The organism is Vallitalea sediminicola (genome assembly GCF_054408565.1).
In genome coordinates, this window is record NZ_BTPT01000004.1 from 179,771 (window position 1) to 193,167 (window position 13,397).

Genomic DNA, 13,397 nt, shown 5'->3' on the forward strand with positions numbered 1-13,397 from the left:
AGTTAACACTCCTTATCTAATGGAATCGTAATCTTAGCAATAGTTCCTTTGGGTTCTCTTGATTCTATACGTAGACCAGCTTCTTTTCCAAACTTCAGTTTTAAACGCCAATGTGTATTATTTAGTGCATGTCCTGATTTATCCAGCCTCATTTCATCAAGGGTATCATTAATTTTTTTTGCCTGTTCTTTTGTAATGCCACTGCCATCATCTTCCACAATGACTATAATCATCTTTTCCTGTAATTCTGCACTTATATAGATGTTAGCGCTATTAGTAAGAGTTTCCATACCATGTATTATTGCATTTTCTACCAGAGGTTGTATAATAAGCCTTGGAACGATAAAATCGGTAATCTTGGTATCTAGATCAATGGAATAGTTTATTTTACCTGGGTAACGCATTTGTTGTATTTTTACATAAGAATGGATATTATCTAGTTCTTCTTTCATTGTTACTAGATTTTGATCTGATTTAGTGGCAAAACGGAAATATTTTCCTAGATATAATGACATTTCTGCCGCACCTTCTGTGTCTTCTAATTCAGACATCTGGTAAATAAAATTAAGACAATTATATAAAAAGTGAGGGTTTATCTGTGATTGAAGTAGTTTTAACTGTGATTGATGATAGTTAAGTTTATTTTCATATACTTCTTTGACCAAAGAATCAATTTCATTTACCATAAGATTAAATTGATCAAGCATGAATCCTGTTTCGTGTCTGCAATTATGTTCTAACTGTATTTTGAAATTACCTTTACTCGCTTCATGCATACCTTCAACCAGCTGATTTATAGGATGGAGAACTTTTCTATAAGAAAACATTGTAAAACCAACTGCTAGCATTATAGATAATCCTACTATTATAAAAAGAAGAGTCTGGCTCTGTTTAATAGGTTTCATGATGTTTTCAACAGGAAATGCCATAGCTAGGGTTAGATTGGTTGTAGGCATTTTGTTATAGATTATTTTTATCTGTTTATCATTGTAATTATGGTCGAACATACCATCAGTATTATCTGAATTATTTATTGTTTCAAGAACGGATTGCTTATCAATGGGTATCTGTTGTTTGGAAAAAACTGAAAATCCTTTTTCGTCAGTTAGAAAGATGGTACCGCTATCTTTGATAGCTAAATTTCCTAAAAGTTTTTGTATCTCGTCCACATTGATCTCTATGTAGGCAAGAACTCCAGTTTGAGTATTTTGAAAAGGGGCTTTATAGTAACTTAATACATAATTATCTTCTAAGTTACTGTATTTATAGATCCATTGACTGTTCTTTCTTGCATCAAAGAAGTTATCAAAATTATAAGTTTCGCCAATATAATCTGTACCATATATAGATGAAAATAATAATTTCTTATTATATAGAAATACTATAATGTGAGATTGTAGAGCATTGGTACCATGTATGAATTTCAATTTTTTATATAGCTCCATATATTCCCAAGAGACTTTATTTTGAGGTGATTGGTTTAGTGCCAATATATCATCATCATAAACTAATTGTTTCGCAACAGTTTCTTTATCTAGTAATAAATTATTCAATTCTTCTGATAGCAAGTGAAGAGAGTTGGAATATGAATCAAGAACTTCTTTTTTAACAAGCCCAACGTTAGTATAACTAACCCATAGATTGATTAGAGTAATTATTACTATTACTATTAGGAAATTGATGATAAGTTTTTTGGATAAGGATGATTTTAGTATATGCCTCATAATATGCTGCTCCTTTATTAATAACGTTTGTTCTTATATATAAATTCTAATAAAAAACAGAGTAATATACAATGGTAATTAATAAAAATACAATAACATGTTAATATTGAGCAAGAAATCTTAAGATATGTTGTGGTGGATTACTCAAAATTACTATAAATTAAAAGTGTAATATAAATTTTAAGGAGGAGATAGAAGATGAAAAGAACGATTAGCTTATTAGTTGTTTTAATCATGGCAACAGGATTAGTATTTTCCGGATGTAGTAAAAAGGATGATACTAAAAAAGAAGTTGTTGATAATAGTTCTGTAAATCAAGATAAGGGAGATTCAGAAGAATCTGATACTGTTGAAGAAGGTCCAGATAAATGGTTTCATAAATATGAACCTGCCATAACATTGACAGGGCATAGAAATAAGAAGAATGATAAAGATTATGGACAATATGAAAAATGGGCCCAGGAACAATTAGGAATAAAATATGAGCGTAAATGGCTTGTTCCAGATTTAGAAACAGATAATCAGAAATTGAATTTAGCCATTGTGAGTAATGATATTCCAGACATCATTAGTGTAGAAGCAGGGGATGTTTGTTCTAACCTAATTGATTCGGGGATGATTTTACCTTTGAATGATTTGATAGAAGAATATGGTTCACCTCTTACTAAGTATATGATTCAACAATTCCAAGACCAGCTTGGTGGAAACTTCTTCTCAATGTTCTCAAAAGATGGTAATTATTATGCTTTTCCAGAAGCCGATGACTTATTTGCTGCTAACTGGAAAAATATGTGGTTAAGAAAAGATATTCTAGATGATCTAGGAAAAGATATTCCAGATACTCTTGAAGCATTTGAAGATATTCTATCTTCTTATAAAGCTAAATATAATGACGGTCTACCTTATGTATATAACATACAGCCTATTATGGAAGCGTATGGAGCATATCCTGATAAATGGGTTAAAGATGATAAAGGTGAATTGGTTTTTGGTAGTGTACAGCCTGAAGTAAAAGAAGGTTTGCAAATTTTGAGAGACTGGTATGAAAAAGGATATATAGATAAAGAGTTTTTCGTTAAGGATGATACAAAAAATATGGAATCATTTGTAGCAGGTAATGGTATGGCTATATATGGTAATTGGTGGTATGTTTTTTGGCCATTCCCTGATTTAATGACTAATGCACCAGATTCATACATGGTACCTGTTCCACCATTAAAAGGACCAAATGGAAAAGCAAGTGTAATGCATGATATAGATAATGGTTATTTTAATTATGGTCGTGCCATCAGTTCTAATTGTGAAAATCCAGAAGCGCTTATATATATGTTGAATGAACATTTGGACTCACAGTATAGAGACAATAAGGAATTAAGAGATTTAATGAAAAACGAGTATGATTATGAATTCAAATATCCATATGAAGAAGCAAAAGATCCCATTAATCCAGATGCAGACCCTGAAGAACAGATTTGGGAATATTCTGTTGAAGGACCAGATGTATTTTTTAATACTTATCCTGGTAATCCTGTTCATACTTTCTATGGATTCAAATACAACCATTATCCAATGGAACTATTTGATAAATATTTAAGAATGGCAGATGCTTATAAAAATGATACTCTTGATCAACTTGATATGGATGCTTATCGTGATTACATGGATAACTTCAGACAATATCCAACTATGATGGATACCCATGTAGGCAATCTGGATTTATATCAACAAGTGTTGGAACAAGATATAATAAAACTTAATGAGTTCCAAAGTGCACCAACAAAAACAATGGTTGACAAGAATACATACCTAGAAAAACTTCAATCAGAAACATTTACAAAAATAATTATTGGGGAAAAACCTTTATCTGCATTTGATGAATTTATTGATGAATGGTACAAAGCAGGTGGAGAACAGATAACAAAAGAAGTTAACCAATGGTATAAGAATAAATAGCAAGCTAAAAGGGCTGTCTCAACAGCCCTTTTACAACAATTCTATGGATAAAAGACGAAATATTATGAATTGTTGAATTAATAACTTGCTGAAGGAGGTATATAAAAGGTGATAAAAAAACAATCAATATATAAAGTAAAGACCAAATGGAATATAAAACAAAATTGGTCCTTATACATAATGCTCATACCTGCAGGAATTTTACTTTTAATCTTTTCTTATTATCCTATGTATGGTGTTTCTATAGCTTTTCAAGATTATCAACCTGTTAATGGATTCTTAGGTTCACCATTTGTTGGATTGAAATGGTTTAAATATGTTTTTGAAATGCCGGATTTCAAAGAAATATTAAGTAATACTTTGATGATGGCTGTTGGTAAAATTCTAATAGGGACACTATTCTCAATAGTATTTGCACTGTTATTGAACGAAATTAAAAATAGGAAATATAAAAAGACCGTTCAGACTATTGTTTATCTCCCATATTTTCTATCTTGGGTTATTATTGGTGGTATATTCGTTGATTTACTATCCGCTGATGGTTTGATTAATCAGATCATCAATCTATTTGGTCATGAAAGCATCATGTTTTTAGGTGATAATAGATATTTTAGAGGAACAATGATTTTGACAGATGTATGGAAGAGTTTCGGGTATGGTGCAATCATCTATCTAGCGGCTATGACAGGTATAGATCCTCAATTATATGAATCATCTAGAATGGATGGAGCTAACCGTTTTAAACAAGCATTACATATTACCTTGCCAGGGATTCTGCCTACGATTATATTACTTGCAACTCTTAGTATCGGTAATATATTGAATGCAGGCTTTGATCAGATATTGATTATGTATAACGAAGTAGTTTATGAAACTGGAGATATAATAGATACATTCGTATACAGGGTAGGACTTGAAAGTGCACAATTCAGTTTGTCTACTGCTGTAGGGCTATTTAAATCAGTTGTATCATTTGTAATGATAGGTATTTCATATACATTAGCATATAAATTTGCGGATTATAGAATTTTCTAGTAAAGAGGTGAAGAGATTGAAAAGATCAGTTGGGTCAAAAGCATTTGATGGGTTTAATTATATATTTTTAGGGTTATTAGCATTATCTTGTCTAGTACCTATAATTCATATAATAGCAGTGTCTTTTAGTAATAAAGCAGCAACTTCAGCTAATTTGGTTACATTATGGCCAGTAGGATTTCATACATTAGCTTATGAAAGAGTATTATCATCGGGGGATTTCATACGTGCTTTTTTTGTATCTATTGGAAGAGTTTTAGTTGGTGTCGGTGTGAACATGTTTATAATATGTGTAACCGCATACCCTTTGTCAAAAGAATCCAATCAATTAAAAGGTAGAACATTTTTAGTATGGCTCTTAGTATTCCCAATGCTATTTAAGGGCGGTCTAATTCCTACTTATTTAGTTGTTAGGGATGTAGGTCTTCTTAATTCATTTTGGTCTTTGATATGGCCAGGGGCGGTACCTATATTTTCTATTATACTAATGATGAATTTCTATCGTTCTCTTCCAAAGAGTTTATCGGAAGCGGCAATGATAGATGGAGCGGGTCATTTCAATATTTTATTTAAAATATTTCTGCCACTGTCAAAACCTGGTATTGCGACATTGACTTTATTTGAGGCAGTAGGTCATTGGAATGAGTGGTTCATGGGAATGATATATCTTAATGATCAAGCAAAATTTCCATTACAAACATATTTAAGACAGATGTTATTACCTTCTTTTGCAGAAGGCAAGATAACAGCTTCAGATATAGAGTATGTAAAAATGCTTTCTGATAAGAATTTTACAGCGGCTCAGCTAGTGATAGCTATCATACCTATATTATGTGTTTATCCTTTTGTACAAAAATATTTTGTAAAAGGTCTTGTCATTGGCTCTGTAAAGGGGTAAATTATAGTTAAATTAATTATGAAGGGTGATATTATGATACATACTAAAAGTGATTTGCTTAATAAGTCTATTGATATAAGAGAATTATTCTCTGGAAATAATGATATGGTATTCAACGCAGCAGAAGTAAATGATTTTGATAAAGATAGTCAAACAGGAAATATTAAATGGAACCGTTACAGTAATAAACCAAGAATGGCTTTTAATAATATAGCTTTGAGTTATGAAAAAACACCTATATGGGAATTTCCACCAGAATATGACGAAAACCCATGTTATCCTTTTTCTATTTCATTTGTTTCAGACAGAACCATAAGATTGAAATTTAATCTAGGAAATAAAATTAATAATGAAGAAAAGTCTTTGATGTTAGTAGAAGAACCAAAAAAATATAATTGGGAACTTGAAGAGAGTAATGAAAAAATAATATATTCAAGTAAATATGGTAAAGTTGTTTTGGAATATAATCCTTTCAGGATTTTTATATATGATAGTGAAAATAATCTCATAACACAATCTCGTACTTTTGGAGATAGTTATTGCTTGAAAAATAATGAACCAATACCTTTTTCTATTGTTAGACGTTCCAGTGATTTCAAGAAAATGATGGCAGCATCTTTTAGCCTGGCTTATGATGAAAAAATCTATGGATGTGGAGAATCTTTTACTAGACTTAACAAAAGAGGACAATATATCCCTCTATGTACAATAGATGCTAATGGAGCTCAGACAAAGGATATGTACAAACCTATTCCATTTTATATTAGTTCCAAAGGGTATGGAATGTTCGTTAATACATCAACACCAATGAGCTTTGATTTTGGTTCACTGTATGATGATACTTTGACGACATATGTAAGTGATAATACTGTTGATTTATTTATTTTTGTAGGTAATCCTAAGGAAGTAGTATCTGAGTATACTGCATTAACTGGAAGAAGTGAAGTTCCACCTTTGTGGTCTTTTGGACTATGGATGAGTAGGATTACATATAAAGCAGAAAATGAGGTCAGGCAAGTAGCAGATAAACTAAGAGGAAATAAAATTCCTTGTGATGTAATTCATATTGATACAGGATGGTTTGAAAAAGACTGGCGTTGCGATTATGAATTTTCAAAAAGTAGATTTGATGATCCTAAGAAAATGATAGATGACCTGAAGAAATCAGGATTCCACATAAGTTTATGGCAGTTACCTTATTTTACACCTCACAACAAGTTGTATACAGAAGCCATAGAAAAAGGTTATGTAGTATTATCAGAAGACAATGAACTGCCAACAGAAGATGCCATTATTGATTTTAGCAATGAGGATGCGGTGAAATGGTATCAGAATCTACTTAGCAAATTACTAGAAATGGGAGTAGGAGCAATAAAAGCTGATTTTGGTGAAGCTGCACCTATTTTCGGAAGATATGCTTCTGGTAAAAGTGGCCATTATGAACACAACTTATATCCTCTAAGATACAATAAAGCAGTATCAGAAATAACTAAGGAAGTAAATAATGAATCTATAATATGGGCAAGAAGTGCTTGGAGCGGTAGTCAAAGATATCCATTACATTGGGGCGGTGATGCAGAGAATACTGATAGCTCTATGGCTGCATCATTAAGAGCAGGATTATCCTTAGGTTTGTGCGGATTTACATTCTGGAGTCATGATATAGGAGGCTTTGTTCGTAAAAGTCCAGAAGAACTATATTCTAGATGGATGCCTTTTGGAATGTTGACTTCTCATAGTAGATGTCATGGCGAACCTCCAAAAGAGCCATGGGAGTATAGTAATGAATTTGTTGATGTTTTTAGAGAATCAGTTGAATTAAAATATCAGTTGATGCCTTATATATATACAGAAGCTGTGAAAAGTTCTATGAATGGATATCCAATGATGCGAACATTATTTTTTGAATATCCAGAAGATAGGACAGCTTGGCTGATTGAGGATGAATACTTTTTCGGTGAAAACTTATTGGTAGCTCCTATTTTTGAACCTAATCGTGAGGATAGAGAAGTTTATCTTCCTACAGGAGATTGGGTGCAGTATGGAACTAACAATAGATTCCAAGGCGGCAGATGGATTAATGCTAAAAATACCAGCTTACCAATACTTATATTTGTTAAAGATGAAAGTATAATACCTAGAGTTGCTGTAAGTCAATGTACTAAAGATATAGATTGGGAAAATATTGAGTTGGATATGTACACAAAAGGTGTTGAAGATAATCAACAACATGAATTTACCATATATAACGATAAAGATTGTGTTAAGGTAATTGTTGAGGATAATACAGTCGAATACATTAGTGAAAACAATAAAAAATATAATTTCAATATAGTAAAATATTGAAATCATAGTAATGAGGCGTATATTTTTATTATCCTTATGTTGCAAAATATTTTATAATCTGATAGTATTTACAGTAATTAAATTATACTACACTAGAGAACTTGAGGATGATAAAGATGTTATTTGGAGGCAATAAAGATTTTATAAGGAAAAAGAAGTTCAAAGAAATTGATTTCAAACTATTAAGTTCAATGAATAAATATTATAAAGAGTCAAAAGTTCAAATTGATGAAGTTACTTGGCAAGACCTTGATATGGATAATGTTTTTGCTAATATCAATCATACTGTTACAACAGCTGGAGAAGAAAAACTATATTGCTGGTTGAGAAATCCAGCTGACAATAAAGATGATTTCAACAAGCGTAAGAATCATATTAACAGCTTTAAAAAAGATAGAATGGTATCAAATAATCTAAGACTTGCTTTATCAAGGATTAAATATTGCGACTTTGATTTTAGAGAAACCATTAATAAAGGTTTTTTAATAAATAATTTTTTGCTTATTTCTATGATGCTATTAGTAATATTTAATGTGGGGATACTTGCTGTTTCATTGATTACAATGAATTTTACTGCATTACCTTTGTTCATTATAACTATGGCAGCTAGTATCATAATTCATTTTAGATTTTCTATGACGTATAATGCGCAATTACAGGTTATAGGTTATATAATTAAGATTCTTGCATTTAGTAGAAAAAATTGTAAATTAGTAGAAGAAGTATCACCAGATTTGGCTGACAGGTTAAAAGAACTTAATTCCAAGTTATCCAAGATAAGTAAAAAAGGTTCTGCTATATTTAAGGTTGAAGGATTAGATGTTATCGGTGATTATATTAACATACTATTTTTGATTAAAGAGATTAATTTTTTAAGAGTATCCAAGTTGATTAACAAGAATAAAAAAGAGCTAGTCAGATTATATAATAATGTTGGGGATTTAGATGCTGGATTAAGTATTGATAGGTTTCGCAGGGATCTAAAATATTATTGTGAACCTGATATGAGCAGTGAATACGATGATATCAATATAATTGATATGTATCATCCATTGTTGGAGAAACCAATAGCTAATACAATCAATATTGAGTCATCAATAGCTATTACTGGTTCTAACATGAGTGGTAAATCAACTTTCCTTAGAACTGTTGGACTTAACTCGTTGTTCGCTCAAAGTATCTGTACTAGTTTATCCAAGGAACATAGCTCTAAGTTTTATAGACTGGTTACCTCAATAAGTCTTAATGATGATATTTTACAAGGTAAAAGTTATTTCTTAATGGAGGCAGAAGCGATTAAACGAATGGTTGATTCATGTAATGATGACAGCCCATTGTTAATACTTATAGATGAGATATTCAAAGGAACTAATCCATTGGAACGTCTTGCAGCATCTATGGAAATATTAAACCTATTAGCTACAGCTAATACTAAGACATTAGTGGCAACTCATGATTTGCAGATTCTACCTGAATTGAATGATTATGCATTTTATTATTTCACAGAAAATGTAACTAAGGATTCACTGGAATTTGATTACAAAATCCATGAAGGAATTACTTCTACACGTAATGCAATTAAGATACTTGAGTTTATTAAGTATCCAGGTGATTTGGTTGATAAGATTAATCAGCGTATAGAAATTATGGAGTTATAAAGAGTTTAAGGTGTCTAAGTTTATATAAAGTAATTCAAAGGGGGTCTTTCGCTTGTAACGGTGAAAGACCTCTTTTTTGGTGCGCCCAGTAAGGTGGTAATGTTATATATAGATTAGCAAATGAATTGATAAAAGAGTAAAAGCAACTGTTGGTTGTCAAAATGTTATGTTTGATTGGTAGAAATATTTTCATTTTATTAGTATAATGTTTGTATAAGAGGTGAGGACTATGAGTTTTCAAAAACAATTACAGAAATTGAGGAAAGAAAAAGGATTATCACAAGAAAAATTAGCTGAGATGATTGGGATTTCAAGGCAAGCAGTTGCAAAATGGGAAGTTGGACAGTCATATCCGGATCTTGCTAGATTAATTTTATTGAGTGAACTTTTTAAGGTAAGTATTGATAAATTAGTAAATGATTATGATGAAAATTGCCGTTTGTGTATAGCAGATAATAAGCAAGATTATAATAACGAGGATATAATTCAAGTTTTATGTAGAGCAAAAAAATCTATACATAAAGACAAAAGTATTGAAGATAAAAATTCCGTGAATAATGCATATGATATGCAATATTCTGAAGGGGATTTTAAATATATCAATAAATATCATGGTAGAGAGCAATTCTTAGGAGAAGAATTATTAAGGAAAGATGATAATCCAATTTGGGGAATGAATTATAATGGAAGAATAATTGGTGAAGGCTTTTCAGAAGGTTTCTTGAAAGAGGCACTAGCGTTAGTTACTAAAGAACATCCATATCGTGGACCAATGGTATATCAAAATGGTCAATATAAATACCATTGTATCGTTAATGGAGAATTCCAATGGTTTCAAGGGTATGAAGAGATATTTTTTAATGATATTAAAATATATGAATGTGTTTTTAATGGTGGATATATCAAATAGATTATACAAGGTGGAGAATATATATGATTTTAAATAGAAATGATAAATGTTGGTGTGGCAGTGGATTGAAATATAAAAGGTGCCATATGAATTTTGATGAAAAACTTGAAAAATTGGCTGAGCAAGGTTATGAAGTTCCTACAAGGGATTTGATTAAAAACAAAGAACAAATTATTGGGATAAGAGAAAGTGCTAAAATTAATAATGGTCTATTGGATTTGATTGGTGAGAATATAAGAGAAGGTATGAGTACGGAAGAAATAGATATATTAGCTAATGATTATATAGCATCTCATGGAGGGATACCTGCGACACTGAATTACGATGGTTTCCCCAAAAGCATTTGTACGTCAATTAATGATGTGGTTTGTCATGGTATACCCGACAAAGACAGAATTTTAATAAAAGGAGATATCATTAATGTGGATTCAACCACTATACTTAATGGATACTTCGCTGATGCATCTAGAATGTTTGAAATTGGTAAGGTAAGTGAAGAGGCTAAGAAAATTGTTGATGTAGCAAGAGAGTGTTTGAAAAAAGGAATAGAGGAAGTAAAACCTTGGAAGAGCTTTTTAGGGGATATAGCTGAAGCAGTACAAAATCATGCGGAAAGCAATGGATATTCGGTAGTTAGAGAGTTTGGAGGTCATGGTGTTGGATTAGATATTCATGAAGAACCTTTTGTATCTCATGTAGGGAAAAAAGGAACTGGTATGGTGTTAGTACCAGGTATGGTATTTACAATTGAACCTATGATAAATAGTGGAAGCAATGAAATATTTATAGATGAAGCTGATGGTTGGACTGTATTAACAGCTGATGGATCGCTTTCTGCACAATGGGAACATACTATTCTTGTGACGGAAGATGGTGTAGAGATAATATCCAAGTAACTATATTGCAATATGTTTTATAATCTGATAATATTTAATAATATTATAATGAATATAAAATAGGAGATGACATTTATGTACTTGGTAAGTGCTTGTTTGGCGGGTATTAATTGTAGATATGATGGTGGAAATACCGAGAATGAGACTATAAAAAAGATGGTGAAGGAAGGTAAAGCTATTGCTGTTTGTCCAGAGCAATTGGCTAAATTACCAATTCCTAGAGCTTGTTGTGAAATTATTATAGATGATGATGGAAATAAAAAGGTAATGAGTACAGATGGTAAAGATTTCACTGAGGAGTATAAAAAAGGTGCAGTCAAGACATTAGAAATCTGTAGAACTAGAGATATTAGTGAAGCAATCCTACAGTCAAGAAGTCCCTCATGTGGATATGGACTGATTTATGATGGAACATTTTCAGGTAAACGTATAAAAGGTGAAGGGTTAACTGCTGAACTATTAACTAAGAATAATATTAGAATATTTACTGAATCAGATATAGATAAATTTCAAGAGTAATACTACAGATAATATTGTAACTAGAGTTTTTAATAACTCAACTTTCCCACCTTTAATTTAATGCAGGTAATTAAGGGTTATAGGTTTGGTTCGCAGAATAAAAAGATAGAAGAAACACCTATATTTTTATTGCGCAAAACCTTTTAATTAGCTTACCTGCATAGAATATTGAAGTGGGAAAGTTGAGTTAATAATTTATAATTACACTTAGATAGAATTATTTTTCTTGTTTATCTTAGCAAGATACCTATATATACTAGGTTCTGAACAAGATAATTTATTAGCAACTGTACTAACTGCACCTTTTAGCATAAAAACACCCTTTTGGTCTAGAATAGCTACTATTTGTAATCTTTCCTCTTGAGTTAGACGATCTACAGGGATATTAGTATCCATAAGGACTTTATTTAAAACAGTATCAGTCACTTCTTCAATAGATTCAGAAAATGTCTCTGAGCTATCCTCTACCATAGAATCAACTGAATTATACCTGCTATTTTGTTCAATCAATTTATCTGGATGACACAGTTGTAATATTTTATCACTGATTTCTGTATATCTACTATCATCAAAATTAATGCACAGCATACCAATAAGTTCTTCACTATCATTTTTTATAAAAAATGTAGAGGAACGTAATAATCGCTGATCTTTAGAAACACCATTATAATTTATTTTATAATCATTACTCATATATTCTTTATTTGCTATGATCTCAAGCCCTAAGTTGGTCATTGGTGCACCCACACTTCTTCCGCTAATATGACCGTTAGCTATGGCAACAATAGACTTTGAATCTGATTGTATATCATGTAATGCAACTTCGTAATCAGGACCTAGAGTTTCACCTAAGAAATTTACGAGACTAGTATATTGTCTTAATGTATTCTTATCCATAATTTCACCTACTTTAAATATTTTGGAGCTTTGTTATAATTATCAACAAATACTTATATAGATTAAATCATCAAAATACCTATTGGTTATTAATCTTATTTACTCAACTTTCCCACCTTTAATTTAATGCAGGTAAATTAAGGGTTATAGATTTGGTTCGCAGATTAAAAAGATAGAAGAAACACCTATATTTTTATTCTGCAAAGCCTTTTAATTAGCTTACCTGCATAGATTATTGAAGTGGGAAAGTTGAGTTATTGATATATAAAATAGATTATCATAATAATAAAAAAAATGCAATGAGATAAAAAATCATTATATAAGTGTTAATAATGATAAAAAATTATTAAATTCGTTGACTAAAAATTATAGCGGTGATAAAATAATATTATCATGATAAAAAACATGAAATACATTTTTGGTATAGGGAGGTAAATAAATGAAAGAAATAATTGCTACAAATAATGCTCCAAAGGCTATAGGTCCATATTCTCAAGGAACGGCAGGGGCTGGACTGATCTTTGTCTCAGGGCAACTTCCCGGGTCTTTGACAGTTGCATA

The 13,397-nt window shown here is 31.1% G+C and carries 10 protein-coding genes; 8 read left to right on the forward strand and 2 right to left on the reverse strand.

Annotation, left to right across the window (positions count from 1 at the left end):
• Nucleotides 1-2: 2 nt before the first annotated feature.
• Nucleotides 3-1,724 (reverse strand): sensor histidine kinase, encoded by a 1,722-nt coding sequence (locus ACX6CF_RS02200; protein ID WP_458783659.1) that lies wholly within the window; start codon nt 1,722-1,724, stop codon nt 3-5.
• Nucleotides 1,725-1,922: 198 nt separating this feature from the next.
• Between ACX6CF_RS02200 and ACX6CF_RS02205 the strand changes: the two genes are divergently transcribed.
• From ACX6CF_RS02205 to ACX6CF_RS02240, 8 genes are all read left to right on the forward strand, one after another.
• Nucleotides 1,923-3,677 (forward strand): extracellular solute-binding protein, encoded by a 1,755-nt coding sequence (locus tag ACX6CF_RS02205; protein WP_458783660.1) that lies wholly within the window; start codon nt 1,923-1,925, stop codon nt 3,675-3,677.
• Nucleotides 3,678-3,785: 108 nt separating this feature from the next.
• Entirely contained in the window at nt 3,786-4,712 is a 927-nt protein-coding gene (locus tag ACX6CF_RS02210; RefSeq protein ID WP_458783661.1) for an ABC transporter permease, read from the forward strand.
• Nucleotides 4,713-4,728: 16 nt separating this feature from the next.
• Nucleotides 4,729-5,610 (forward strand): carbohydrate ABC transporter permease, encoded by an 882-nt coding sequence (locus tag ACX6CF_RS02215; protein WP_458783662.1) that lies wholly within the window; start codon nt 4,729-4,731, stop codon nt 5,608-5,610.
• 33 nt (nt 5,611-5,643) lie between these two features.
• Nucleotides 5,644-7,956 (forward strand): glycoside hydrolase family 31 protein, encoded by a 2,313-nt coding sequence (locus tag ACX6CF_RS02220; protein ID WP_458783663.1) that lies wholly within the window; start codon nt 5,644-5,646, stop codon nt 7,954-7,956.
• A 116-nt stretch (nt 7,957-8,072) separates the two neighbouring features.
• On the forward strand, nt 8,073-9,614 hold the full coding sequence (locus ACX6CF_RS02225) for a MutS-related protein (protein WP_458783664.1): 1,542 nt from the start codon (nt 8,073-8,075) through the stop codon (nt 9,612-9,614).
• Nucleotides 9,615-9,843: 229 nt separating this feature from the next.
• The gene (locus ACX6CF_RS02230) at nt 9,844-10,524 is read left to right on the forward strand and encodes a DUF5680 domain-containing protein (RefSeq protein WP_458783665.1); all 681 of its coding nucleotides are present in this window, start codon (nt 9,844-9,846) and stop codon (nt 10,522-10,524) included.
• Nucleotides 10,525-10,547: 23 nt separating this feature from the next.
• Nucleotides 10,548-11,420 (forward strand): methionyl aminopeptidase, encoded by an 873-nt coding sequence (locus ACX6CF_RS02235; protein ID WP_458783666.1) that lies wholly within the window; start codon nt 10,548-10,550, stop codon nt 11,418-11,420.
• Nucleotides 11,421-11,495: 75 nt separating this feature from the next.
• Nucleotides 11,496-11,939: a 2-thiouracil desulfurase family protein gene (locus ACX6CF_RS02240; RefSeq protein ID WP_458783667.1), complete on the forward strand. Its 444-nt coding sequence runs from the start codon at nt 11,496-11,498 to the stop codon at nt 11,937-11,939.
• A 207-nt stretch (nt 11,940-12,146) separates the two neighbouring features.
• Here ACX6CF_RS02240 and ACX6CF_RS02245 read toward each other — a convergent pair whose 3' ends face one another.
• Nucleotides 12,147-12,836: a helix-turn-helix transcriptional regulator gene (locus ACX6CF_RS02245; RefSeq protein WP_458783668.1), complete on the reverse strand. Its 690-nt coding sequence runs from the start codon at nt 12,834-12,836 to the stop codon at nt 12,147-12,149.
• Between the last annotated feature and the right edge of the window lie 561 nt (nt 12,837-13,397).